The organism is Brenneria sp. g21c3, from assembly GCF_040240345.1.
In the GTDB taxonomy this organism is placed as follows: Bacteria; Pseudomonadota; Gammaproteobacteria; order Enterobacterales; family Enterobacteriaceae; genus Brenneria.
The window spans coordinates 59,641-85,607 of sequence record NZ_JBEIAB010000018.1 but is presented as its reverse complement, the minus strand read 5'-3'; the positions used below and the strand labels follow the sequence as shown (position 1 = coordinate 85,607).

Below are 25,967 nucleotides of genomic sequence, written 5' to 3'. Positions count from 1 at the left end.
GAAAAAAACCGACCCGGCATAAACCTGCCTGTATCACCCGGCCCGAGAGTTGGATGCCGTCATGAAAATCCCATTGACCCTCTTAAACGGCTTTTTAGGGGCAGGAAAAACCACCTTGCTGAAAAGTTTGCTGGTCCAGTCGCATCAACACGGCATACCGCTCGGTATCGTCGTTAACGATATGAGTGAACTGGATGTGGATGGCGTACTGATCGCCAATACTGAAATCGTCGATCAACAGCACAGCAACTTTGTCAGTATTTCGGCGGATGACATCAGCAGCGTCAGCGGGATCGCGAAACTGGATCGCGCGTTATGCGCTATGCTGGCGAAAAATCAGCCCGCCCATATCCTGCTGGAAACGTCCGGCAGCAGCCATCCGCTGCCCCTGATCAAATACTTCCATACTCATCCTGCCGTGGCGCTGAAAGGGGTTATCACTCTGGTGGATGCGCTTATGCTGCAACAGGACTATGCGACAGGAACGCGGTTGATCCCCCGGCTGCAACAAAACCTGGCGCACGGGACGCGTACCATTGACAACCTGTTGGCGGAGCAAATCATGTTTTGCAGCCAACTGCTGCTGACGAAAGCCGATCGGCTGGCGGCGGAAACGGTGCGGGATATCGCTCAGGCTGTTCATCCATTGAACCCTTACGTCGATATTCTCTCCTCTTGCTGGGGCAATATCAGGCTGAATGATTTACTGTCCTGGCCGGACTATGATTTCCATCGCGTCGAAAAGCTGATTGCCGAACTGGAAGATGAGCTTGCAACGTCGAATTCCGCCAGCCGTCATCCTTATGATCTTGCCTGCCAGGTGGTCGAGGACGAGCGGCCATTTCATCCGCAGCGATTGTGGCAGGTTTATCACCAGGCGCTCGGCGTCGGCATTCATCGCAGTAAAGGCTTTTTCTGGCTGCCGGGCCGCGACGATCTCGCGTTGTTGTGGAATCAGGCCGCCGGCGCCATCGGTCTGGAGTTCATCAGCTACTGGAAAGCGGGAATACTTAACCATCGCGATAACCGGTTGAGTCAATCCGAACGACAGATATTACAACAGCAACTAGACTTGATGCCGGGACGTTTCGGCGATCGCCGCTGTCGCTTAACGCTCATCGGCCAACGGCGGGCGTTGGCGCGCTTTGTGCCGGCGTTGCGAACTTGTTTTCTGACGGAAGACGAAATCGAGTACTGGCGGCGCGGCGGCGAATTCGACGATCCCTGGCCGCAAAGCATTGCGAGGTTGAACAACCGGGTTTAGCGGCCGATGTTTCTCAACTGTACGCAGAAAGGACAGCCGCAACCATCAATGGAAACGGCGCTGCATACGCCCGGATGGAGCGTTTGCATCGTCATTGCAGACACGTGATACAACCTATTCTCAAGATTGTTTAGCTCGCCAGCGGACGGAAGGTCTTGCGGCGCGATTTTGGCCTGAAAGGCGGGGGATTTCGCCGCAACAAGGAAAAGGAACAACAGGTAGGCGTGTTTTTGCATTATGGTTGCCTGTCATCAATAATATTGGTTTGTTATAACATAACAAAAGAGTGGATTCTATCTTTGGAGGCAAAGATGCCTAAATCATCGCAAAATGAAGAATTACAAATTTTGGCCATGCCGTCGGCAGATTACATGAACCAGCAGCAGCTGGATTTTTTTAAAAGCCGGCTTATCAACGAACGCGCCAGCCTGCTTAACCACATTGATGAACTGAAAAGCGCGATCCAATTCAGCGAACAGTACGGTGATGACGGAGATAAGGCGACCAGAGAGGAAGAGCTGAGAATGCTGTTTCGGCAGATCGATCGTGAAAGCCGTTTGTTGCCGAAAATCGATGCGGCATTGCAACGTATTCGCACCGGCGAATACGGCTATTGTATTGAAACGGGAGATCCCATCGGGCTGCGCCGTCTGTTGCTAAGGCCGACGGCGGAGTTAAGTATCGATGCGAAAGAGACGCAGGAAATCAAGGAATTATCAAAAAAAAGGTAGTCGGCAGCATACCCGCGGGCATACTGCCCCGCATTTAACGGAAAGGCGGTTCGTTGAAGGTGCGCAGTTTGCGTGAATGCAGACGGTCGCCTTCCGCACGCAGCAGATCGATGGCGCAGATGCCGATTTGCAGGTGCTCCGAAATCGCGCCTTCATAGAAACGGTTAGCCTGACCGGGCAGTTTGATTTCACCGTGCAACGGTTTGTCCGAAACACAGAGCAACGTGCCGTAAGGCACCCGGAAACGGTAACCCTGCGCGGCAATGGTCGCGCTTTCCATATCGACGGCCACCGCGCGGCTGAGATTAAAGCGCAGCGCGGAGGCCGAATATCTCAGCTCCCAATTGCGATCGTCGGTGGTGACCACCGTACCGGTGCGCAGGCGTTGTTTCACTTCCTCGCCGGGCATGCCGCTTACCGTCTTGGTGGCGTCATAAAGCGCGCGCTGGACTTCGGCGATGCTCGGAATCGGAATATCGGGCGGCAACACGGAATCCAGCACGTGATCGTCACGCAGATAAGCATGCGCCAGCACGTAATCGCCGATGGTTTGACTTTCCCGCAGGCCGCCGCAGTGGCCGATCATCAGCCAGGCGTGCGGACGCAGCACGGCGAGGTGGTCGCAGATGGTTTTGGCATTGGACGGGCCGACGCCGATGTTGACCAGCGTAATGCCTTTGCCGTTGCGTGAAATCAGATGGTAGGCCGGCATCTGATGTTTTTTCCAGGTAAGGTCGGAAACGGTTTGTTCCGGCTCCGGGGTCTGCGGGGTGATAAAAACGTCGCCGGCGCAGGCCAGGGCTTCATACGGACTATCCGGATCGGTAATCTGTTTACAGGCCCAGAGCACGAATTCATCCACATAGCGGGTATAGTTGGTGAACAGAACGAAAGGTTGAAACGCCTCCACGTCGGTACCGGTATAGTGGCGCAGCCGCGCCAAAGAAAAATCGGTTCTCAGCGCGTCGAAATGCGACAGCGGAGAGGTGGTGGTGGTGGCGTGGAATAACCCGTCTGCGGTTTCATCGCCGATTTTCGACAGCTCGGTCGTCGGGAAATGCTTGGCGATCCCGGCGCTCATCGAGCGATCGAGGATAAGATCGGAGCCGTCCAGGACATAAGGAAAGGGGATCTCCTGCTGCGAGGGAACCACCTCAATGCTGGCGGCGTATTCCTCTTCCAGCAGCGTCAACTGTTCTTGCAGATAGTGGCGGAAAAAGGCGGGTCGGGTAATAGTGGTGGCATAGTTGCCCGGTCGGGTAAAGCGTCCATAGGCTCGGTGTTTGGGGTGACCGGTCGAGATGCCGTCCCATTTGACGCGCAGTTCAGGATAGGCGAACAGCCCCTCGGCGCGCGCCTTCACATCAGGTAATTTATCGTGGTTGATAAAATCCCCTATGGCATCACGCAGTGCTGAAACTGCGTTGTCGTACAACGCTTCCAGTTTATCAAGCGCCTCAGCGGTTGTGAGGTTCGCGCTGGATCCGTTGTTACCCATACTCGTTTCTCCATTGGTTTTTTTGATTTTCAGCTAGTCATGTTGTAACAGGCTAGCTGAAAGTCAAAGTAAAAACGAACCTTTGGTTTTTTAATGTTTTGTCGAGCCGGACAGATTGGCGGCGCTGACCGCCAGGATCGACAGAATGCTCAAGGCGGCGGCGGGCGCCAGCACTCCCCAGAATGCCCGTTCGATATAGGGCATGCCTTCCGCCAGCACGCGCCCCCATTCCGGCGTCGGCGGCGATGCCCCCAGCCCCAGAAATCCCAGCGAGGCCAGCGCCAGCGCGATACCCGGCAGCCGCAGCATGGCATGACGGAACAACGGCCCGGCCAGCGCCGGCAAGACGTAAAACAGACTGCGCCGCGCCGGCCCGACGCCGAGCACGGGCAGCATGCGAATGTAAGGGCGGGCGCTTATTTCAGACACCAGCGCCGCGGTGTGCGCCGCCAGCGGCGCCCAACTGACCGCGGTCACCGCAATCGCCGCGCCCGCGGCCGTCGGGCCATTGATAGCCGCCACCAGCAGGCCGGCGATCACCGGGGGCAGGGCATTGGTCACTTCCACCGGGCCGATGAACAGGCGCGGGAACAGCCCGATCAATAAGCCAATCGCCAGGCAGGCCAGCGACACCATGAACGCCAGCAGGCAGGTATTCAGCGTACCGTGGGCGACGCGGGCCAGCAGATCGCGCCCCATGGCATCGGCGCCGAACGGCAGCGCGAAAGAGGGCGTTTGCAAACGTAAAAACGCGGAGGTATAGGGATCGCGCGGCAGCCCGGCGATCAGCAGCGCGATTAACAGCAGCAGACAAACGACCGGCAGCCAGATGGCATAGCGCGAGGCCGTCATCTGGTTTTCCGCCGGCACCGGCATCGCGCCGCTGTTCAGCGCGCGGCCAAGTATCAGCCACCGCACGCCGGCGGCGGCCATGCCGGCAATCGACGCGATAACCAGTAAAATCAGCACGCCCGCCTGTAGCGCGGGCAGATCCTGCGCCGCCGCCGCGCCCAGCGTCGCGCGGCCCAGTCCCGGTATGGCGAACACTTTTTCCACCGCGATGGCGCCGCCGGTCAGGGAGACTAAAACCAGTCCCACCAGCGGCATGACGCTCGGCAAGGTGCGCTTCAGCACCGCCAGCGCAAGGTGGCGGCGGCCGATCCCCGCCACGTTCCAGGTCGTCAGCCAGCTCTCGCTGAATGTCGTCGTCAGCGCATCGGCAATAATGCGGCCAAGATAGCCGCCGGCGGGAATGCCCAGCGCCAGCGACGGCAATACCGCATAATACGGCCCATTCCAGCCGTAAGGCGGAAACCATTGCAGCCAGACCGCGCCGACAATCAACAGGAACGAGGCCAGCAGAAATTCCGGCAGCGCGGTGAACATGGCGGCGAACAGACCGTTTGAGCGACGGATCCGTCCCCGCAATCCTTGCCGGAACGTGTTGGCGCACAGCAACGCCGCCAGCGAAAAGGCGACCAGCGCGGCCGACGCCATCAAAGTCAACGAGACGCCCGCCGCCTGCAACATCCCCGGTAAGACCGGCCGTCCCGATACCCAAGAGTTGCCCGCGTCGCCGCGCAGCAATCCGCCAAGCCAGTTCGCCAGCAGCCGCAACGGCCCCTGATCCAACCCCAGCGACTGGCGGATCGCATTCAGGGTTTCCGCCGTGGCTTCCTGATCGCCGGAACGCGCGCGCAGCAGCGCCAACGCCGGATCCTGCCCCGACAGCCACGGCAAGATGCCAATCAGCGCGACGATGCCCGCCAGCGTCAGCAGGCGGGAAAACAACGGGATCAGCATGCCGTAACGGGGCGGCAGGGTGCGGCCGACCCCGGCGCAGGTGCGGCAATATAAAGGTTCACTCATGACGGATTTTCACTCATTAGGGCGATACGGGCGTTACTCGGTTGTTTTCTTCGGGTCGATGCGGGTGGCGCTGTTGATCAAGGCGCGTTCGCGCGGATCGCGCAGCGCATCGACGACCTGTGCGCTTTCGCCCTGGATCACCCGTTCATGCAGCATCGGGATGGCCGCGTCGCTGGCTAAAATCAGATTTTCCGCGCGCATAATCGCCTGACGCCGGGCGTCGCCCGCCGGAATGGCGGCCGCCTGCCGCAAAGCCTGGTCGATTTCCGGGCGGCAGAGCTGGGAAATATTGAAAGAGCCTTCGCAGGAGAAATCGCTATACAGGTAGGCCACCGGATCGCCGGAGTCCAGCACCGTGGCGCGGGATAAAATGAAGGCATCGAATTTGCCCGCCAGCGCGTCGGACTCAATCTGGGCATATTCGCGCACCACCTGTTTTACCGTGAAACCGGCGGCGGTAAGCTGTTGCGCCAGATACACCGCGACTTCGGGCAGTTCTGCGCGATCGCTAAAGGTCGCCAGCGTGATGCTGACGCCGTTGGGCGCCGCCGCCGCGACCGGATTGGCGACCGGCTGACGCAGAGTAGCGGCCCACGGCAGCGCCGGCCCCAGCAATCCTTGAGCCACGTCCGCGCGTTTTTCATAAACGTTGTCCACCAGTTGCTGGCGATTCACCGCGTTACGCACCGCCGCGCGCAACGCCGGATCTTGCATCGCTCCCTGCCGGGTATTGAGGTAAAGCGTATTGGTGCGCGGCATCGGAACTTCATGCACCAGTTTCTGATCCAGCAACGGCGCCTGAGAGACCGGAATCGCTTCCACGATATCGGCCGCGCCGGTACGTAATGCGGCGGCGCGCGCCGCGCCGTCCGGCACAAAACTGACGTCGATGCCGTCGGCCTGCGCTTTGTCGCCCCAGTATCCCTCGAATCTGTCCAGCGCGGCGCCGCTGGTGCCGTTCACGCTGCGCAGCACAAAGGGGCCGCTGCCGGCGTTCTGCGGGTTAACCACGCCGTTTTCGCCATAAGCGCGGGCGGATAAAATGGCCAACTGCGGGCTGGAAAGACGCTGCGGCAGCAGCGGATCCGGTGTGGCGGTCGATACGATGACCGCATTATCGCCGTCCGCCGCGACGGTCATCTGAACGCCGTCAAGGATGCGCGGTTTCGGCGCGGCGGAAGCGGCGACTGTGAGCGCGTTGACCACCGTCGCGGCGTTCAGCGCGCTGTCGTCATGGAAACGGACGTTCGGGCGTAGTTCAAAACGCCAGCTTTTATCATCGATTTGCCGCCATTGCGTGGCGAGCGCCGGCTGCGCTTCGCCGAGCGGATCCAGCGTCACCAGCGTCTCCGCCGTGCTCCAGCGCGACAGTTTAAAGGCATCATCGCTCAGCGGGGTCAGGCCGGAACGCGGCGGTTGCAGCATCGCCAGCTTTAAGCGGCCGCCGCCATCGGCGGCCTGTTTCTCCTCGGGTTCATTGAAGCAGCCGGCAAGCAGCAGGGTAGCGCAAAGCAGACCGGAAAGCGGCCGTAAGGTGCGAGCATTCATCGGATATCCTATTGATTTAAAAAATGAGGATGTTTAAAAGGACGGCAAATCAGCACCATCGCCAATGCGCTGCACAACGGAACGGTCGCCAGCATCAGCCAGGGGATCGCCGCCTGCGGCGATGGCGTCAGCGCGAGGTCAAGCTGCGCGCCGAGTAGAAAATTGCCGGTCAGCACCGCCACGCCGCCCATCGACGCCAGCGCGCCGTAGTGTGCGCCGAGGTTATGGTTATTGGCGAAATGCGGAATAAGATCCATGCCGACGGGAACGATAAGCATCTGCCCCAGCGTCAACAGGCTAATCAGGCAGATGGCCGGCAGCAGGCGCAGCCAGCCTTCTCCCGGCGCGAGGGGAGCAAACAGCGCGACGCTGAAAAACGACGCCGACAGCAGGGCGAATCCCAGCGGCAGCATACGGGCCGCGCCCTGACGGCGGGCGAACCGCGCCAGCGGCAGTTGCAGGGCGATCACCATCAGCGAGGCCAGCACAAACAGCGGGCCGAGATCCTTTTCGCTGCCGCCGGCGCGATGCAGTTCCACCGGCAGCGCCAGATAGAGCTGGTTATAACTGAACAGATAGGCGCTGTAGGCGATGATGAACGCCACAAAACGTCGCTGGCGGAAAGTCTGCCACCAGGGCGCAATATGCAGGGTTGACTGGTTGCGCGGCGTTGCGGGCAGGCTGAAAAACAGGATGAACAGCGCCAGTAAAAAGACCAGTGCGCCGGCCAGCGCGACTCGCTGGAAACCATATCCGGCCAGCATGGAGCCGAGCAACGGGCCGAGCACCGCGCCCAGTTCGCCGCAGATGGCGAACAGCGCGAACCATTCCGAACGGCTGCGTTTGCCCTGTTTTTCACTGTGGGTTCCCGCCTGCGCCATCAGCGCTTCAATCGACGGCGAGAACAGCGCGCCCCCCACGCCGGTCAGACAGGCGCCGAGGATAATCGGCCACAGCGAATCCGACAGCGCCAGCAACAGGTAGCCGGCAATGCGCACCACGCAGCCGCACAGAATAATGCCCCGCGCGCCGAACCGGTCGGCCAGCGCGCCGCCAACCAGAAACATGCCCTGCTGCGAAAAGGTTCTTAAGCCGATAATCAGCCCGATCGTCCAGCCGGAAAGCAGCATGTCGTCACGCAGGAAGATGGCCAGAAAGGGAACGACGGCATAAAAACCGATATTGAAAACCAACTGGCTGCCCAGTAATAGCGGCGGGTAAGGCTGAACGGCACGGTTGTTTGCGAGATCTGACATAGAATCATCCATTAATTCAAAATACCCGGCAGCGTGAAATCGATGGGGTATATGCCTTGCATTTTTCACATCGCCGCACGGTCGGCGACGGTGTGAAAGGGCGTAGTTAACGAAGGGATGGCCGCCAGTAACCGACGAGTCTGCGGATGCCGCGGCGCCGCCAGCACATCGGGCGTCGGGCGATCTTCGATAATACGTCCCTCGTCCATGACCAGCATGCGTTCGCACAAACCGGCGATCATTGAGATGTCGTGCGACACCATCAGCAATCCCATATTATTTTGCAACGTCACCTGCTGTAGCAGGCTTTTTATCTGTTCCCGCAGCGGTAAATCCAGCCCGCTAATGGGTTCGTCAGCCAGTAAAAAATCAGGACGCGTCACCAGCGCGCGGGCTATCGCGACTCGCTGGGCCTGTCCGCCCGACAGCAGACCGGCAGGGGTCGCCAATAAGCCGACGCTCAGGCCGACCTGATCCATCACGTCGCGCACGCATGACGAAATGTCTTCGCCGCATCTCAGACGTTTCAATGGCTCGGCAATCAGCGAGGCGACCGGTTTGCGCGGATCCAGCGAGCCGGCCGGATCCTGCGGAATGTACTGCACGCGACGGCGATACCACAGCAGCGAGCGAACGGAACCGGGCCGCACCAATTGGCCGTCGCAGTGTATCGTGCCGCTGTCCGGCGTGTCCAACGCCAGCAGCGTTTTCAGCAACGTGGATTTGCCGCAGCCGGATACGCCGACCAGACCAACATGTTCACGGCGTTGCAGGCTTAGCGACAGATCGAGAAAGATGGCGTTGCCGGCAGCGGCTTTTCGCCACGGGAACCGCGGCGCGGCGCGATAACGGCTGACGCGTTCCATACTTAAAAAGGGGATGGAAACGTCGTGTAGATGTCGGCTCATCCGGCAAGGGCTCCCACGTCGGGCAGAGACAGATCGGCCTGGCGAGCGGCGCTGACCAGACGACGCGTATAAGGATGTCGCGGCGCATTCAGTAATTGCGCCATGCTGCCGTCTTCAACCAGACGGCCCTGTTCCATCACCAGCCCGCGCTGGCAAAGTTGCGCGGCGACGGCGATATCATGCGTGATAAAGAGCAGGGCGGGCGCGGAAGGTTGCGCGCATCGCTCCTGCAACACCCGTAGTACCTGCTGTTGGCTAATGACATCCAGCGCGGTCGTCGGTTCATCGGCCACCAGCAAACGGGTGCGTCCCAACAGCGCCAATGCAATGCAGACGCGCTGGCGCTGACCGCCGGACAACTCGGCTGGAAAACGCTGTTGCAGGTTGGGAATATCGCCCAGTCCCATGTCGTCGAGCAGCAGGGCGAGTTCAGCCGGCGATGAGGCCGCCAACGCCAGCGACAACTGTTTGCCCAGCGTCATCAGCGGGTTGAGCGCGGTGGACGAGTCCTGAAATACCGCGGACACGCGTGCGCCAACCGGCCGGGCAAGGGCGTGTCGGTGCGTCACGTCTACGCCGTTGACCCGGATTTGTCCGCTGATGCGACAGCCCGCCGGCGGCGTGCCGATCACCATTTTGGCGGTTAACGATTTACCGGAACCGGATGCGCCGATCAGACAAACTTTTTCTCCGGCGCGCAGGCGAAAGGTGAGTCCGCTGATTTTGCATTCCGCGCCAATGGACAGACCGAGGTTATCCACCTCTAATACGCTATCGGCCGGGTTGTCGCTGTTCGTCATTATCACTGAATATCGTCATTGTTTTTCGTTATGTAATAACATAACAAAATGAAACGAGATAATGCAAAAGAAATATTGCGCAGGGTCGCCCGAACGTAATTATTTTCCGATGACCGGATATCGTTGCGGTTTTCCTCCTCGGCGACTGTTTTTTAGTCACGTTTTTATGCGGACTCAGAGGCAGTTTCGTGCGCCACAATGCCGCCATTTCCATGCTACGTCGTAGCACGCGCCCGACATAGGGGGGTCAAACGCCACCCCCCTATGAACCCGGGCTTGCGGCTAAATTATGCCGCTGCGCGGTGCCTTCGTCGGTATCAGGCTTAACGGACCGCTTGCGACACGTTCCCGACGTGGCGCAAGCTTTCGCCGCATCCATGCGGCTCATCCTAAGCCTGCTATCTCCTCAGCATAATTTTTTACGCCGCATAACAACCAACCCCATCAGCGCTCCCTGCATTTGTGTATAAAAGACAGGCGAAGGGGAGGTCTGGGTTATCAATGCCTGACTCAGGATTATCCGACATTGCTCAGCCACTGGCGCAGCGCCTGCGGTTGCTGCACGCCGTTGACGCGCGCTTTGACCTCGCCCTGTTCCAGCCACAGCAGCGTCGGCAGCGATCGCACCGCGAGGCGTTGCGCCAGTTCGACATGACGATCGGCATCCAGATAGTGACTGTCTAGCTGGCGGTACGCCGCTTCGTCCAGCACCGTCGCCAGCTGTTTGTACAGGCTCTTGCAGTGGACGCAGCGCTCCGCGCCGACCAGCAAGATCTGCGGCGTCGGCTGCCGGCTGAGATCTTCCCATGCGCTTTCGTCCAGCGGCGTGAAGCGCGAACGATTGACGGTAAACAATTTGGGGCTGCGCTTCAGGTCTTCGCTGTCGGTCGCCACGCACAGCGCATCGCCGCTTTTCTTGTAAGGACGGACGCCGTCGACGCGGATCACGCTGGCGAATCCGGGCTGCGCGGCGCCCGGCTGACGAAAGCGCGTGTTATCCGGCGCTTCTACCGGGGTCTCCTGCGGACGCGCCAGTTGCGGCACCCAGTCATAAGGCACGCGATAGGCGCGATAAAGCATATTGGTGTTGACGGTTTTCCCCCAGTACGGCGAGATATATTCCCACACGATATCGTGTTCCGCCGTCACCTCGAAAATGCGTCCGTTCGCCCCTTCGTTGATGAACGTATTGCCGTTGGGCAGGCGCTGAATATTGCTGATATAAGGGCTGTAGAAGCGGAACGCGTCGGTCGGCTGCGGCAGCCCGGCTTCATAGGGGGAATAGCGCCAGACGATATCCAGCGTCACCGGGTTGATTTCCAGTATGCGCGAGTAGTCGCGCCAGGCGTTTTTAACGCCGTCGGCGGACGCCGGATTCGGCGCGCCGTAACCCGCCCAGCCGCCGTTGTCGAACAGCAGAATATTGCCTGCGCCGGGCAATCCGGCGGGGATCATGTGGGCGTGATGCTGGCCGATAATCCAGCCCAGATGCTTCAGCTCCGGCGTGTTGTAGTCCGGCCCCAGTTTCCAGACGATGTCGCCGCTTTGCTTATCGATGATGGCGATAATATTGGATTCACGCGCGTCCCAGATGATGTTATCGGGATGGAAGCGGGTATCGCCCTGATCGAACCATGGGTTGGGGCCGAGCGCCGACATCGAATTGATGTGCATCCAGTCGCCCATGCCGCCGCCGCTCTTGCGCATATTGGGGTTATTGTAGATGGCGCTTTTCGCCGCGTCGTCAAAGCCCAATTCATCGAAGTGATCGCTGCAACGCCACTCCCACAGGATATTGCCTTGCCAATCCACTTCAATGATGGTGTCGTCGAGCAGCAATTTATCGCTGATGCGATCGTTGCGCAGGTTTTTGTGCGCCAGAATCAGCGTATTGCCGCCAATCGACTGAGGCTCCAGTCCCGGCGCATAGTAGCCCACCGGATTGCCGCTGCGCTGATAGTCATGATGGGCGCGCGCCATCCATTCGACGGGCAGGTCGGGATCGGCGATCTTTTCATAGCCGTTGAATTTCCAGACGATATTGCCCTCCCAGTCGACCTGGATCAGATCGACCATATCCTGCATGCCGTAGCGCGGATCGCGTTCGCCGCTGTGGCCCAGAATGTAGCCGCCGGGCAGGATTTTATTGGGAAAACCGTGCAGGCCTTCCCACAGGCGCAGTTCGGCGCCGTTCATGTCGATCAGCACGGCGCCGCTTTCCAGCGCCTGAAAGACGGTATAACCGCCCCAGGCTTTCTCCGGGTCATAGATGGTGGTGCCGGTGGGGTAGACGGAAGGATGTCCCATGGTAAAGCTCCATTCAGAAAGAGGTCAGTGAGGGTTCCGGCGACGCCGGCGTGTCGGGATGCGTTAACAGCGACAGCAGCTCGCCGCACTGTTGATGAAAAGCCGGACTGTCCCGCCGACGGGGGTGCGGCTGGCTGAGGGCGGCGATATGGCGGATGCGGCCGGGGCGCGGCGCCAGCACTACGACGCGGTCGGCCAGGTAGACCGCTTCTTCCACATCGTGCGTCACCAACAGCGTCGTGGTGCCTTCCGCCTGATGGATGCGCCGCAGTTCCTGCTGCATCTGTTGACGGGTCAGGGCGTCCAGCGCGCCAAAGGGTTCATCCAGCATCAGGATGCGCGGGTTGGCCACCAGCCCGCGGGCGATGGCGACGCGTTGCGCCATGCCGCCGGAGAGCTGGGCGGGCAGGGCGTCGGCAAACTCGCCGAGGTGAACCAACTGAATAAAATGGTCGATCAGCCGTTCGCGCGTTGCCTGGCTTTGTTTTTCCTGCGCCAGTCCCAGCGCGATGTTTTGTCGCACCGTCAGCCAGGGAAACAGTCGCGGCTCCTGAAATACCATACCGCGGTCGCGGCTGATGCCGTTGACCGCTTTGCCGTCGACCAGAATGTCGCCCTGATAGTCGTTATCCAGCCCGACCAGCATGCGCAGCAGCGTGGATTTGCCGCAGCCGCTGCTGCCGACGATAGCCACCAGCTCGCCGCTATAGAGGGCGAGCGAAAAGTCCTCGATGACCGTCATCGGCTGGCCTTTCACATTGAATTGCTTGGTCAAATGTTCAAATTGCACCACCGGCGGGTGGTTGATGTCGATGGAACTCATGCGGATTCTCCTGCGGTGCGCCAGCGGGTCATGCGTTTTTCCAGACTGAGACCGGCGCGATCGATGGCGGCGCCGGTGATGCCGATCAGCAACATGCCGCTGATGATGGTAGGCATATCCAGCAACTGCTGGGCGTTAATCATCAGGCTGCCGATACCGATGTTCGACGCCATGAAATATTCCGCGCCGATGGTGCCGAGCCAGGCATAAATCAGCGACAGGCGTAAACCGGCGAAAATGGCCGGCGCCGCGCCCGGCAGGATCAGCACGCGCAGCCGTAGCGCCAGCGAAAGTTGCAGCACCTGCGCCACCTCCTGGAGTTGCAGCGAGCGCTGCCGAATTCCCCGATGGCTGGCGACCAGCATGGGAAAGAAGGCGGCCAGCGCCACGAACGCCACCTTGCCCGCCTCCCCGTTGCCGACCCAGGCGGTCAGCAACGGCAGCCAGGCGAACAGCGCAATCTGGCGCAGCGTGGCGACGGTGGGGGTAATCATTGCATCGGCGCGCGGGCTGAGACCCAGCACAATGCCAAGCAGCAGACCGGCGCTGACGCCGACTGCGGCGCCGGCCAGCGCGCGCATCAGGCTGTGGCGCATGGCGTCCAGCAATACGCCGTCGCGCAGCCCCTGAATCAGAGTGTGCAGCACGTCGGACGGCGGCGGCAGCAGCGCGGCGTCGACCCAGCCGGCCAGGCTGGCGTGACGCCAGAGCGCCAGCAGCGCGACGGGCAAAAGTAAACCGTTCAGCCAGCGAGAGGGCTGAGCGTTCAGCCGGCTGACCGGCGGATGCGGCCAGTAGACCAGCCGCTGCTCCAGTCGGTTGATCGTCCATTCCATCGCCAGCCCGGCCAGACCGATGACCGCGATACAGACGAACACGATATCCAGTTGAAACAACTGACGGCCCCAGACCAGCAGATAACCAATGCCCTGGGACGACGCCAGCAGTTCCACCACGATCAGCGATACCCAGGCTTGCGACAGCGCCAGCCGCAGGCCGACCAGCCACACCGGCAGCATGGCCGGCAGCGTCAGGCGAATCAGCCGCTGCCGCCAGGGCAGGCGCAGGGTGCGGGCGACTTCCAGTAATGCATGGGGAATGTTGCTCACGCCGCTCTGGGTATGCAGCGTGACCGGCACAATCACCGCTTTGACGATCACGGCCAGCTTCAGGCCGTCGTCGATGCCGAACAGCACCATGAACAGCGGGATCCAGCCCAGCGTCGGGATTTGCGCCAGGGCATAGACCGTCGGGTGCAGCAGACCGGCGGCGCGCGGCGAGGCGCCCATCAGCGCCCCCAGCAGGGTACCGGCGAGCACGCCCGCCAGCAGGCCGGCGAACAGATGACGCAGGCTGACGAGCAACTGCGACAGCAGGTCGCCCTGCCAAAGTTCGGCCGCCGTGCGGGCGACCATCGCCGGCGGGGGCAGGATCTGCGGCGGCATCCAGCCCTGCCGGCTGCTGATGAACCACAGCAACAGCAGGCCGAGCGGCACGACCAGAGGATAAAACGCTGCTTTCGGCAGCGTGGGCCAGGTCAATGGAAACATTTTCAGCACAATAACCTTATTCATTTTCTTTATCGAAACCAGCCGGAGCGGATTAATAAAGAATAAAAAACAGGTTTTAGCGCCGAAGGCCAATGCATTAATCCGATAGCGGACGTGCAAAAAATGCATAGCTGCATGATTGCCGTCTGAAGGCGAATTTCTCACCGCCGGGTTTCCAGCCGCGCCTGCGCCGGCTTTTCTCGCCGCGCCCGTTATTTACCGGCGTCGGCGCCCAGCGGTTGATGCGCCGCCGCCGGCAGGCTGGCGGAAACTGATCGGCCATATGATTTTTTTTACTGAATAAAGCAGGAAATGTTATTTAAAACGCGTCGCCGTGTTTCGCTAGTTTGATGGCAACAGTCTTGATTAGTGGAGTTCGGTAATGCAGAAAAAAGCAGTAAGCCGCTGGCGGAGAGTCGCTCAGCGCATAGTCGGTTCGCTGATGCTGGCCGGCCTGATGTTTTCCGCCGGCGCTCAGGCCGCGGAAAACCAGCCGACGGAGATCCGTATCGGCCTGCCCGATCAAAGCGCGGGCAGCAAGCCGTTTATCCGTGGCCCGCTGGGGCTGGCGCATATTCGCGGCCAGTTGGAAGCGGTGTTTGAACCGCAGGGAATAAAAATTAACTGGTCGTTTTTCAAAGGCGCGGGGCCGGCGGTTAACGAAGCGCTGGCCAACCAGCAGTTGGATGTTGTCTATCTGGGCGATTTGGCGGCGATTATCGGCCGGGCGGGCGGCTTGCCGACCAAGGTATTGGTGGGATCGCGCGGCTCGAATTCCTATCTGGCGGCGACGCCGGAATCGGGCATTCAGCGAATTGAAGATTTACGCGGCAAGCGCGTAGCGGTCTATAAGGGAACGGCGGATCAGCTCTCTTTCGAACGGGCGTTGAAAAGCGCCGGCCTCAATGAGCGGGATGTCCGGGTGATTAATCTGGACTGGACGGCCAGTAAAGCGGCGCTGGCCGCCAAGCGCGTGGATGCGGCATGGGGCGGCGTCGGATTGCTGACCCTGCGTAAACAGGGCATCAACATTGTGGCGAACAGCAGCGAGCTGGGACGCGCCAATACCACGCAGGCCGCGGTGCTGGCGACCGAGGACTTTATTCAGCGTTATCCGCAGGCGACTCAGCAATTGGTCGACGTGCTGGTGGAAAACGCGCGTTGGATCGCCGATCCCGCGCATTTGCCGGACTATATCGCGCTGATGGCGGAACAGAGCCAGATCCCCAAGGCGCTGTTTGAGGAAGAGTTGAATCCAAACGATCTCAATTTCCAGAGTTCTCCGCGTCTGGATGCGTTTTTACGCAGCAGCTTTGCCGACAGCATTCAGCGGGCGAAAAACGCCGGCTTGATCCGTCGCGATTACCCGGTCGATGAATGGTTCGCCGGCGGTTTTGTCGATAAGGCGCTGTCAGAACAGCCGCAGGCCGCGGTCTGGCCGCAATATAACGCCGCCGGTCAGGCGCAGTAGTCATCGGACTGGCGCTGCCGGTCCTGCTCAAGCAGCGTGTCTATCATCAGTTGCGCCAGCGGCGGGAGGGTCTTTTGCAGGTTGGAGATAATGCCGAAACGGGTGCGCATTTCGCCCCATTCCGGCGGCGTCTCCGTCAGGGGAATCTCCACCAGTTGGTGGCTTTGCCGACCCAGCGCCAGGCCGTCTTCGCTGGCGAAACTGATGGCTTCGGTCTGGGACAGCACGTTGAACAGCGAATAGATATGATCACATTGAATTTGCGGGCGGAAATCGGGCTGACCGGTCAGCGTCGCCAGAATTTTACGCATGCCGACCGGCAGATAGGGCGACGCCAGCGGGAAGCGCAGCAGTTCATCCGGGGTGACCGCTTCCTGTCGGGCCAGCGGGTGCGCGCGGTGACAGATAAAAAAGCAGCGCTGCTGGCTTAACGGCTGGACGCGAAACGTGGTTTCCAACTCGGCGTGCCAGGTATCGGCGACGAAAAACGGCCATTCATCGGCTAACAGACGCTGACGCAACGACTGCCAGTTATCCACGCTGTAGGCCACCCGATCCCGCGGCCGCAGCCGGTGGAATTGCGCCACCGCGCGCGGGATTAGCGCCACCGCCGGCGCCGGGCCGCAGCCAAACGTCAGCTCGCCGCCGCCCTCATCGCTGATTTGCTGCATATCATTGATCAACTCCCAGGACAGTTCCTGCATACGGCGCGCGAAAGGCAGCAGTTTTTTCCCCTGCCACGTCAGGGCAAACCGCTTGCTTTGCCGATCGATCAGCGGGTGGCCCATGGTTTGTTCCAGCGTTTGAATGCTGCGGCTAAATGCCGATTGCGACAGACAAACGGCTTCCGCCGCCTGCACAAAACTCTCGTGCTCCGCCAGGGCTAGAAAATTGCGCAATTGCCGTAAATCCAGATGCATACTTTATTACCTGACTCTTCTTTTTATGCGTGATATAGGCGCAATCCCGACGCAACGCAATGAATAAAAAGGCATAACATATGTCGGCCGTCCGATATCCGTTTGCCGAAATGCGCCGTAAGACACGCCCCCGGCGTTCTCTATACAGCGTTGCCGGTACAGGCGAGCCGCACAGGGTAGCGCAGGATGCGGCTGGCGATAAGCAGGATCTGGCGCATACCGCATCATCGTCCGCTCTGGTATTTCGGCGTGTCGACTCCCGAACAGAATAGTTATTTTTATACCCAAATCACAAATCCGAATCGTTTCGGTTGTCTGTCTAAACGTTTCGGATCCAGTATGGCTTCATCAAGAAGCGCCTGTGGGGGGAGTAATGAGTCGCGAAACCAGCGATAAGTCGGGAGTGATTGCACGCTATTCGCCTGAGGCGGAAATGTTTTACCGGGAGACGATCCGGCGGCGTTTTATGACCCCGGAGATAACGACCTTACCCCGTCCGGCGGCGGCTCGATTTGATGTCGATACCTAACGAATGTACAGGGAAAGTTAAGATCAATGAGCAGGAACAAATATTATTTCTGCCCGTCTCGATGTTTTATATAGCGTTGATATAGGGAAACTAAAATGAATACAACTTCATGCTATTATATTAATAATCGAACTTTTTGGCTATTCGGCACGTTTTTCTTCCTTTATTTCTTCATTATGGCGACCTGTTTCCCTTTTTTACCCATATGGCTGCATGAGGTAATCGGGTTAAATAAAACGGAAACCGGGATTGTTTTTTCCAGCCTGTCGCTATTCGCCATTATATTTCAACCTGTTCTTGGCATCTTGTCTGATAAACTGGGTATTAAAAAACACCTGCTGTGGGTGATTACCTTCCTGTTGCTCTTTTTCGCGCCTTTTTTTCTGTTTGTCTTCGCGCCGATGTTGAAGGTGAATATCGTGTTGGGCGCGTTATTAGGGGGCGTCTATATCGGATTTGTATTTAACGCCGGTTCCGGCGCCGTTGAGGCTTATATCGAACGAATTAGTCGTCAAAGTCATTTTGAATACGGCAAGGCGCGGATGTTCGGCTGTTTCGGCTGGGGAATTTGCGCGTCGACTGCGGGGATATTATTTAGCGTGAACCCGGATATCGTCTTCTGGATGGGATCGGGGGCCGCCATTATCCTGGCTGTGCTGCTATTGATGGCTAAAACCGATAATAATAAGACCGTTGAGGTGATGAGCGCGTTAGGCGCCAACGCGCCGCAGTTTAATATGAGATTAGTGGTTGATCTGTTCAAGCTGCGTAAGTTTTGGCTGATGGTGCTGTATGTATTAGGCGTGGCGTGTATTTATGATGTTTTCGATCAACAGTTCGCCAACTTTTTTAAATCTTTCTTCGCCACGGCGGAGCAGGGCAATCGGATATTCGGCTTTGTCACTACGGCCGGTGAAGCGGCTAATGCGCTGATCATGTTTTTAACGCCGTGGATCATTAATCGCATCGGGGCGAAAAACTCATTGCTGCTGGCCGGCGTGATTATGTCGGTGCGTATTTTTGGCTCGGCTTTTGCGACATCGATCGTGGAGATTGTGATCCTGAAAATGCTGCATGCGTTTGAAGTGCCTTTTTTATTGATCGGTATCTTTAAATATATTTCCAATACGTTCGATACTCGCCTGTCCGCCACGATTTATCTGGTTGGTTTTCAGTTTTCCAAGCAGTTGATGCAGATATTTTTATCGTCTATAGCCGGCGGCTTATACGATCGTATCGGTTTTAACGACACCTATTTGGTGTTAGGCGGCATTGCGCTGACGTTTACCATTATATCGGCATTTACTTTATCCGGGACGGTAAACAGACCGGCAAATGCCGTAGCGCATTAGTCGCGCGATTAAATAACAGGTATCGGTTGCGACCGGCCGCCGGACAGGCAGATACGGCGGCCGACGCCGTATCCGACCCATGTGCATTTAACGCCTGATCATGCCCTCCAGACGCGCATTCTGGCGATCCTGAGTATATACACGCCATTCAACCGCCTGAGGTGAGAGCGTAAAGATGGCGGTCGCCAGGGTATTTTCCTCATCCGGATCGGCGGGATCCTGACGGAATATGGGCAGCGCCGCATCCTGCCGGTCGCTTAATATCGCCAGCGCCTCAGCGCATTCGAGCGGCGTGTCGCCGCGCTCACGCAACCAGTCGTTCAGACGCCGCTGACGGCTGGCTGAACTCTGAGTGACGAGCTGTTCAACGCCGCTCATCGCAGGTTCTATCAGGTGATTGGCGTGGCCGTGCGTTCCGGTCACTTGCCGAATGCTGAAGCCTGAACCGGTTGCCTCGACGCTGATTAACCGGGGATCGCCGCATTGGGCCAGACTGTGATGAAACGCGCCTGAACGCTTCTCGCTCGTCAGAATGGCAAGCGCGTCGTCAAGCGTATCCGTATCCAGCGCGGCCCGGGCAAGAATCTGTCTGGGATAACCGATGGGCCGCACCTGCGCGCGAATATTGTTGATCGTCATGACCAACCCCCGCTGGTTAACGGCAAAGGTATGGCCGCAGAGGGAACCGGGATAGTAAAAGCTGGTAAAGGCCAACCCCTGATTGGGCTGAATATTCACGATGGCGCAATCTTCTCTTAACTGAGGGAAGCCGTCTTCATTATGGGCGATGATCAGATCGTTGTGCGCGCTTCTCCCCAGCACCGTGCTGCAACCGTCAGACGTTGAGGGAAGTAAATCTCCGCGGCAGTTCCAGGCAAAGACCTCACTGACGGAACACGCCAGGCCTGAAGCCAGTCCTTCCAACTCCTGCCAACAATCGGGAAAATCAGTTCGCACCAACGCCTGCATGCTCAACGCCTGAGGCGATTGTTGCAACGCGGCAATTTTTTTCCACAGGCTGGTGGCCCGCACTTTTTCCTGATAGGCCCGGCGCCCCAGTTCGCCCAACCGGCGGCCAATCTGGTAACGATCGCCAGCGATAGTCATCATCTTCATCGTTCTCTCTTTACTGTTTATTGACCAGGGATTATGCCGATTGCTGAACATGGCCCAGGTACGATAAGCCCGGATATCGCAATCTCGCCGCTAACGAATCGTCGTCAATGTCTAATTATGACACGTGTTGCAGGAACGTTTTCAGGCGTTCGCTTCTGGATGCGGTAAGCAGTTCCGCCGGCGGGCCATCCTCGGCGATGGTGCCGTTGTCGATAAAAATCAGACGCGAGGCCACCTTACGGGCGAAGTCGATTTCATGGGTCACAATCACCATGGTCATCCCTTCTTCCGCCAGGGACTGCATCACCTTGAGCACCTCGTGACGAAGTTCCGGGTCCAACGCGGACGTCGGTTCATCGAATAGCATCATCTGCGGTTTAACCGCCAGCGCTCTGGCGATGGCAACCCGCTGTTGCTGGCCGCCGGACAGTTCGGCCGGGTAGTGATCCGCCCGTTCCGCCAGACCGACCTTATCCAATAGCTGTTTAGCCAGCGCCCTGGCGTCTTTTTTACTGCTTTTGCGCACGCGTATCGGACCGAACATGACATTCTCCAGGGCGGTCAGATGCGGGAAAAGGTGAAACTGCTGAAAAACCATGCCGGCTTCACGGCGAATATCGCATTCATTAACATGCGCATCGGTAATGTGCATGCCGGCCACCAGCAGCGCGCCCGACGAGATCTCCTCCAGCTTATTGATGCAGCGCAGCAGCGTTGATTTGCCGGAACCCGAAGGGCCGATGATCACCACGACTTCGCCTTTTTCGATTTTCAGGTTGATATCATGCAACACCTGGGTATCGCCGAAGTTTTTGGCGACCTTTTGAAATTCAACGATACTCATAGTATGTGCATCCTTTTTTCCAACCGTTTAAGCACAACGCTCAGGCAAATCGTGACCAGCAGGTAAAGTACGGCGACCGCGCTCCATACTTCCAGCGCGCGGAAATTTCCGGCGATGATCTCCTGACCTTGTCTGGTTAATTCCGCCACGCCGATAACAATGAATAAAGAGGTGTCTTTGATACTGATAATCCATTGGTTGCCCAGCGCCGGGATCATTCTTCGCAGCGCGAGCGGCATGATGACATGAATTAAGGTATCTCTTTGCGATAGCCCCATGGCCAGGCTCGCTTCGCGGAAACCTTTATTAATAGATAAAATCGCGCCGCGGGTAATTTCTGCAATATAAGCGCCGGAGTTGATGATAATAGTCGTCACCGCCGCGGTAATGGGATCAATACGCACGGGTAAGATCATCGGCAAGGCGAAATAGATGAACATCACCTGAACCATAATGGGCGTTCCGCGAATAATCTCAACGAAAAATAATGAAAGGGTTTTCGTTATTTTTCCCCCTAATGCCCGGCATATTCCGGCGATCAGGCCGATGACGAAACCGCCGATCAATCCAATGACGGAAATGAATAACGTTAACTCCAACCCTTGCAGAAGTATGGGGATCGCTTCCCATACATATTTAAATTCAAAATTCATGCTTATATCCAATTCAACTACGCAGCAGTCGGCCGGGAATAGACTCCCGGCCGGTATTTATGCTTATTTGGGCGCTTTATCAAACCATTTGATATAGATTTTATTATAAGTTCCGTCTTGTTTTAGTTCCGCCAGCGCTTTATTCACTTCAGCGGTATATTTGCTGTTTTTCTGCAAGGCAAAACCGTATTGCTGAGGTAGCATACTGTCTGTTTCGCCGGTTGATTTTACTTTTCCGTTGCCCGCCGTTTTCACATAATAGAGAACGTTGGGGGTATCATGCACCACGGCCTGAATATTACCGGCCTGTAGATCCAGATAGGCATTATCAATATTCGGGAATTCGACATAGTTGGCTTTTACATTGGCTTTCATATAATTCGCCGCGGCGGTTCCCTGCTTAAGTCCCACCTTTTTACCAGTTAAGTCTTTGAATTTAATGATTGAATCGTCGCTGGTTTTAACCGTGATAAGCAGGTCGGCATCGTAATATCCGTCGCTGAAATCCACCACTTGTTTACGCGCCGGCGTAATGGTGATTCCGGCCATGGCGACATCAATATTCCTGGATTGCAGTCCGGGGATTAAACCACCGAAATCCATCGGTCTTAAGTCGTAATCGACGCCCATTTTCTGGGCGATGGCGTCCCAGAGATCAATATCAAAGCCGACATATTTATCGTTTTGTTTGAACTCGAAGGGAACAAACGCGGTATCCACGCCAACGAGTAATTTGTCTTGAGCGTGAGCGGAAATAGCAAAACTGCTGACCAGAATTGCGCCTGAGACGAATAATGATTTGCTGAGAAAATTCATAATTAATACCTCATTGTAAGATAATTATACTCGTCCTGCTTAAAATTGCATGGGCGTTAGCCGCCTTGCTGCAACTCGAATTATTTAGAGTATATAAACCTGTGTACTGACATAAGTATTTAGCAAGAGGTATGCCAGGATGCATTATCTTTCGTCTTTTTATTGTGTTTTTATTGTTTTTATATTATTGATTTAAAAGGTTTTTTATTTTTAGTTTAAACACGTTATTTTTATGTAATTCATGTATTTTATTTTTTCACCAAAATGATCCAATCGTTGCACTAAAATAATGATTCCCTGGTGAAGGTCATATTTTCGCACTCATTTTAGTGTTTTTATTATTATATCTTTTGCTGCTCTTTTAAAAGTGGATATACCGTTTCCGGCGCCGGCGTGTGTGATGAATTCATAATCATGGACAAAAAAGTGTAATAGCCATTGATACCGATCAGATCAATCACGCCGCGTTCGCCAAATAATGTTACCGCTTTATGCCAGGTGGCATCGCTGATGTTTTTTTTGTCATGCAGTTCCTGGCAGAATTCATACACCACTTTTTCATCTTCTAAATAAAACTCAGGATCCCGCCGGTGATTTAAGCGATCAATCGCCTCTTTGGCGATCCCCTGTTTTTCCGCGATTGGCGCATGAATCGCCCATTCCACCTCTTGCGACCAGTTTCTGGCGGTAATGAGAATAGCCAGTTCGGAAAGCCGCGGGCCAATCGCGCTGCGATAACGAAGGTATTCTCCCATTTTCTGGGCGTGGCTCATTAATTCCGGGCTGCGCAATAGCGGTTCGAAAGGCGGTAATAGCGCGCCGCGCGGGCCGTTGATAATTTCCTCGGCCAGTTTTCTTTGTTCAGCGTCCCAACTGGCTGAATCCAGGGCCGGCATTCGGTTCATCGGCGGCATATTATTGGTTCGCTCCCACACGTTGAATTTCTTCAGGGATGACGGCGGCTAACGTTTCAACCACAAAATCCAACTGGCTTTCGCTAACGATAAACGGCGGCGCGATTAAGATATGATCGCCATATCGGCCATCGACCGTTCCGCCCATCGGGTAGACCAGCAATCCTTTCGCCATGCATGCGCGCTTAATGGCCGCATGGAGTTTGCTGTCCGGATCAAAGGTTTCTTTGCTTGCGCGGTTTTTAACCAGTTCAACCCCGATAAACAGCCCCCGGCCGCGAATATCGCCGACATGATCGCATCCCCCCAAGACTTCGCGCAGGCTCTTTTGCAGATATTGTCCGCGCGATTTGACATCCGCCAGCAGGTTGTCGCGTTGGATGACCTGCTGCACCGCCAGCGCGGCCGCCGCGGCCGTCGGGTGACAAATGTAGGTATGTCCATGCTGAAACAGACCGCTGCCGGTTTTGATGGCGTCGACGATTTTATCTGTCGTCAGAACCGCGCCAATCGGCTGATAACCGCCGCCCAGACCTTTGGCGATCGTCACGATGTCCGGTACGGCGTTATCTTGTTCAAACGCATACAGCGTGCCGGTGCGGCCCATTCCGCACATCACTTCATCCGCGATATAAAGAATGCCGTACTTATCGCAGATTTTGCGCACGCCGGACAGGTAGCCCGGCGTCGGCGGCGTCGCGCCGGTCGTCGCGCCGACCACGGTTTCGGCGCAGAAAGCGATGATTTTTTCCGCGCCGTTCTCAATGATGGCGTCTTCCAGTTCTTTCAGTAATCTTGCGGTGTATTGCGCCTGGGTTTCGTCTGCGCCTTTGTCGCGGTATTCATTGCAGGCCGAGACGCGGGCGACATTCATCAGCAGCGGGGCGAACTTTTTACGCCGCCATTCGTTGCCGCCGACCGCCAGCGCGCCCAGGGTGTTGCCGTGATAGCTTTGCTTGCGCGCGATAAACAGGGTGCGTTCCGGCTGGCCTATTTCGACAAAATATTGTCTGGCGATCTTGAGCGCCGTTTCCACGGCTTCAGAACCGCCCGATACGAAGTAGGCGTGATTGAGATCGCCCGGCGCATTGGCGACCAGATTGTCCGCCAACTGTTCCGCCGCCTCGCTGGTGAAAAAGCTGGTGTGGGCATAGGCCAAGGTATCGATTTGGCGATGTATTGCCGCCAGAACATCAGGATGCGCGTGACCCAGACAGGATACGGCCGCGCCGCCGCAGGCATCCAGATAACGTTTACCGTTGATATCCGTGATATAGGCGCCTTGTGCGGATGCCGCCACGATCGGTGTTGACAGCAGACTGCGATGAATAATACGGCTCATGTTACCAGACCTTGAATGGCGAAAAGGGGTGTCATGCGTTCATCTTGCATGATTCAAATGGAACTGGTCAATATAAAATTAATTCATTTGTATCATTTGCGCTGAAAAATGATCCAGACGCTGATTAGCCTGGTATTCAGCGCATGGCGGTTATCTGCGTGGGCGAGGGGAAATATTATTGCTGTTTGCCCGGCATGATATAGGCGCCGGTATCGATCAGATGACTTTCCGCGTTCTCGATGTCTTTCACCGCCTGCTGCCCATGTTTGGCCACCAACAGCGCCAGCAGGCATTCACTGATAGCCATGCCGGAGAGGACAGACGGGAAGAAGGAGGGGCTGCCGGTGTGGAAAAGGAGCGCGGCATCCGCTTCCAGCGCCAGCGGAGAGATAAGCGCATCGGTAATGGATACCGTTTGGCATCCCGCCTGCCTGGCGGCGTTGAATACCCTGACCGTCTCTTTCGAGTAAGGGGCGAAACCAATCACAAGCATGGCGTCTGCCGGGGTCAAATCGCGGGTAAACATTTCTATGTTGCTGGCATGCCCGTCGATCAGAAAGACGTTTTTCTTAAACAGGCGATAGATGTAGTAGAGCGAATAAGCGATGGAGAAGCTGGCGCGAAACCCGCAGATATAAACGTTTTCCGCCTTATCCAGCAAGGACGCCGCTTTTTTCATCGCTTCGGCGTTAATCGATGCCGTTTGCCCTAGGTTGGCGAGATGGGATTTAAATATTTCCTCATACAGCGCGTTGTCCTCCCCCTGATCGATCAGCTTTTGCGCTTTTTTGCCGTAGGGTTCATTGCTAAGCCCCATGTCGTCAATGAAGGCGTTTTTCAGTTCGCTCCAGCCGGCAAACCCCAGCTTTTTCGCCAGACGCAACAAGGTCGCCGGTTGAACGCCCGCCTGTTTGGCGAATGCGCGCATAGAAAGCACCACCAGTTCGTTGGCGTGCTGAAGCGTAAATTCCGCCGCTCTTTGTAGCTCCGGCGTCAACAGCGGATAACTGTTTGCGATGATTTGCTGAGTGCTCATTAACGGGGGATTCTCCTGGGCTTGGAACTTGGCAGGCAAATTCTGACATAACTGTGGGTAACGTATAGCAAAATCTATCACTTATTTGGCGGCGGTTGCATACGCACGCTATCGCTCTGCGCCGTCCGGGCGGCAGACGCATAGATCGCTGTCCGCCGCCTGTGCGCCATTTTGGTGCTTTGCGTTCATCAATATGGTGCGGCCATTGGCCGCGGCCGGCGATCGCCACGCGGGGAAAATTTTTTTCATCACGCCGAATAGCGGTTTTTTCGCTGTTTTTTGCTTTTTTTACTCCTGTTAATTCATTGTATTTATTTTAATTCCCATTATATGGGAGTTTATTTCCCAAAATATGGCACGCCCCCTGCTTTAGTCATATCAGGGTGGGAGCCGTCACCCGATTTTCTTGCTGCGCATACC

At 57.0% G+C, this 25,967-nt stretch carries 23 protein-coding genes; 5 read left to right on the top strand and 18 right to left on the bottom strand.

Annotation, left to right across the window (positions count from 1 at the left end):
- Nucleotides 1-61: 61 nt before the first annotated feature.
- Nucleotides 62-1,264 carry a CobW family GTP-binding protein gene (locus ABRZ28_RS20220; protein ID WP_330521315.1) on the top strand — a complete coding sequence of 401 codons (1,203 nt, stop codon included), beginning with the start codon at nt 62-64 and terminating at the stop codon, nt 1,262-1,264.
- Here the strand turns inward: ABRZ28_RS20220 and ABRZ28_RS20215 are convergent.
- A complete protein-coding gene (locus ABRZ28_RS20215; RefSeq protein ID WP_319603931.1) occupies nt 1,261-1,500 on the bottom strand; it encodes a hypothetical protein in 240 nt (79 codons plus the stop codon). The two genes, ABRZ28_RS20220 and ABRZ28_RS20215, sit on opposite strands and share 4 nt — an antisense overlap.
- Before the next feature lie 75 nt (nt 1,501-1,575).
- Here ABRZ28_RS20215 and dksA point away from each other — a divergent pair, with 75 nt between their 5' ends.
- The gene (dksA, locus tag ABRZ28_RS20210; protein ID WP_319603932.1) at nt 1,576-1,995 is read left to right on the top strand and encodes an RNA polymerase-binding protein DksA; all 420 of its coding nucleotides are present in this window, start codon (nt 1,576-1,578) and stop codon (nt 1,993-1,995) included.
- A 34-nt stretch (nt 1,996-2,029) separates the two neighbouring features.
- Here the strand turns inward: dksA and ABRZ28_RS20205 are convergent, their stop codons facing one another.
- From ABRZ28_RS20205 to ABRZ28_RS20165, 9 genes are all read right to left on the bottom strand, one after another.
- Entirely contained in the window at nt 2,030-3,493 is a 1,464-nt protein-coding gene (locus tag ABRZ28_RS20205; RefSeq protein ID WP_319603933.1) for an AMP nucleosidase, read from the bottom strand.
- A 90-nt stretch (nt 3,494-3,583) separates the two neighbouring features.
- The gene (locus tag ABRZ28_RS20200; protein WP_330521314.1) at nt 3,584-5,362 is read right to left on the bottom strand and encodes an ABC transporter permease subunit; all 1,779 of its coding nucleotides are present in this window, start codon (nt 5,360-5,362) and stop codon (nt 3,584-3,586) included.
- 33 nt (nt 5,363-5,395) lie between these two features.
- Nucleotides 5,396-6,910, bottom strand: coding sequence for an ABC transporter substrate-binding protein (locus tag ABRZ28_RS20195; RefSeq protein WP_330521313.1), 1,515 nt, complete (start codon nt 6,908-6,910; stop codon nt 5,396-5,398).
- 8 nt (nt 6,911-6,918) lie between these two features.
- Nucleotides 6,919-8,166, bottom strand: coding sequence for an MDR family MFS transporter (locus ABRZ28_RS20190; protein WP_330521312.1), 1,248 nt, complete (start codon nt 8,164-8,166; stop codon nt 6,919-6,921).
- Nucleotides 8,167-8,231: 65 nt separating this feature from the next.
- Nucleotides 8,232-9,074 carry an ABC transporter ATP-binding protein gene (locus ABRZ28_RS20185; protein ID WP_319603937.1) on the bottom strand — a complete coding sequence of 281 codons (843 nt, stop codon included), beginning with the start codon at nt 9,072-9,074 and terminating at the stop codon, nt 8,232-8,234.
- Nucleotides 9,071-9,874, bottom strand: coding sequence for an ATP-binding cassette domain-containing protein (locus tag ABRZ28_RS20180; protein ID WP_319603938.1), 804 nt, complete (start codon nt 9,872-9,874; stop codon nt 9,071-9,073). The genes ABRZ28_RS20185 and ABRZ28_RS20180 overlap by 4 nt, the downstream gene beginning before the upstream one ends.
- A 516-nt stretch (nt 9,875-10,390) precedes the next feature.
- A complete protein-coding gene (locus tag ABRZ28_RS20175) occupies nt 10,391-12,181 on the bottom strand; it encodes an aryl-sulfate sulfotransferase (RefSeq protein WP_330521311.1) in 1,791 nt (596 codons plus the stop codon).
- 13 nt (nt 12,182-12,194) lie between these two features.
- The gene (locus ABRZ28_RS20170; protein WP_330521310.1) at nt 12,195-13,004 is read right to left on the bottom strand and encodes an ABC transporter ATP-binding protein; all 810 of its coding nucleotides are present in this window, start codon (nt 13,002-13,004) and stop codon (nt 12,195-12,197) included.
- Nucleotides 13,001-14,554 carry an ABC transporter permease gene (locus tag ABRZ28_RS20165; RefSeq protein ID WP_502880480.1) on the bottom strand — a complete coding sequence of 518 codons (1,554 nt, stop codon included), beginning with the start codon at nt 14,552-14,554 and terminating at the stop codon, nt 13,001-13,003. Before ABRZ28_RS20165 ends, ABRZ28_RS20170 begins: the two co-directional genes overlap by 4 nt.
- A 382-nt stretch (nt 14,555-14,936) precedes the next feature.
- On the opposite strand from ABRZ28_RS20165, the gene ABRZ28_RS20160 reads away from it, so the two are divergent.
- The gene (locus ABRZ28_RS20160; RefSeq protein ID WP_330521308.1) at nt 14,937-16,025 is read left to right on the top strand and encodes an ABC transporter substrate-binding protein; all 1,089 of its coding nucleotides are present in this window, start codon (nt 14,937-14,939) and stop codon (nt 16,023-16,025) included.
- Here the strand turns inward: ABRZ28_RS20160 and ABRZ28_RS20155 are convergent.
- The gene (locus tag ABRZ28_RS20155) at nt 16,013-16,945 is read right to left on the bottom strand and encodes a LysR family transcriptional regulator (protein WP_330521307.1); all 933 of its coding nucleotides are present in this window, start codon (nt 16,943-16,945) and stop codon (nt 16,013-16,015) included. The genes ABRZ28_RS20160 and ABRZ28_RS20155 overlap by 13 nt on opposite strands.
- 373 nt (nt 16,946-17,318) lie before the next feature.
- On the opposite strand from ABRZ28_RS20155, the gene ABRZ28_RS20150 reads away from it, so the two are divergent.
- Together ABRZ28_RS20150 and ABRZ28_RS20145 are read left to right on the top strand one after the other, a co-directional pair.
- Nucleotides 17,319-17,474, top strand: a complete 156-nt coding sequence (locus ABRZ28_RS20150; RefSeq protein WP_330521306.1) for a hypothetical protein — start codon at nt 17,319-17,321, stop codon at nt 17,472-17,474.
- Between the two features lie 95 nt (nt 17,475-17,569).
- Nucleotides 17,570-18,826, top strand: a complete 1,257-nt coding sequence (locus ABRZ28_RS20145; RefSeq protein ID WP_330521305.1) for an MFS transporter — start codon at nt 17,570-17,572, stop codon at nt 18,824-18,826.
- An 87-nt stretch (nt 18,827-18,913) separates the two neighbouring features.
- Here ABRZ28_RS20145 and ABRZ28_RS20140 read toward each other — a convergent pair whose 3' ends face one another.
- The 7 genes from ABRZ28_RS20140 to ABRZ28_RS20110 all read right to left on the bottom strand — a co-directional run bounded on the left by ABRZ28_RS20140 (nt 18,914) and on the right by ABRZ28_RS20110 (nt 25,547).
- Entirely contained in the window at nt 18,914-19,942 is a 1,029-nt protein-coding gene (locus ABRZ28_RS20140) for a C45 family autoproteolytic acyltransferase/hydrolase (protein ID WP_330521304.1), read from the bottom strand.
- 115 nt (nt 19,943-20,057) lie between these two features.
- Nucleotides 20,058-20,780 (bottom strand): glutamine ABC transporter ATP-binding protein GlnQ, encoded by a 723-nt coding sequence (glnQ, locus tag ABRZ28_RS20135; RefSeq protein WP_319604003.1) that lies wholly within the window; start codon nt 20,778-20,780, stop codon nt 20,058-20,060.
- A 2-nt stretch (nt 20,781-20,782) separates the two neighbouring features.
- Complete coding sequence (glnP, locus tag ABRZ28_RS20130; RefSeq protein ID WP_319603946.1) at nt 20,783-21,439, bottom strand: glutamine ABC transporter permease GlnP; 657 nt, start codon at nt 21,437-21,439, stop codon at nt 20,783-20,785.
- 63 nt (nt 21,440-21,502) lie between these two features.
- Nucleotides 21,503-22,255 (bottom strand): glutamine ABC transporter substrate-binding protein GlnH, encoded by a 753-nt coding sequence (gene glnH, locus ABRZ28_RS20125; RefSeq protein WP_330521303.1) that lies wholly within the window; start codon nt 22,253-22,255, stop codon nt 21,503-21,505.
- Nucleotides 22,256-22,596: 341 nt separating this feature from the next.
- Complete coding sequence (locus ABRZ28_RS20120) at nt 22,597-23,160, bottom strand: carboxymuconolactone decarboxylase family protein (protein ID WP_330521322.1); 564 nt, start codon at nt 23,158-23,160, stop codon at nt 22,597-22,599.
- Nucleotides 23,161-23,170: 10 nt separating this feature from the next.
- On the bottom strand, nt 23,171-24,511 hold the full coding sequence (locus ABRZ28_RS20115) for an aspartate aminotransferase family protein (protein WP_330521302.1): 1,341 nt from the start codon (nt 24,509-24,511) through the stop codon (nt 23,171-23,173).
- Nucleotides 24,512-24,686: 175 nt separating this feature from the next.
- On the bottom strand, nt 24,687-25,547 hold the full coding sequence (locus ABRZ28_RS20110; protein ID WP_330521301.1) for a MurR/RpiR family transcriptional regulator: 861 nt from the start codon (nt 25,545-25,547) through the stop codon (nt 24,687-24,689).
- Nucleotides 25,548-25,967: the final 420 nt, after the last annotated feature.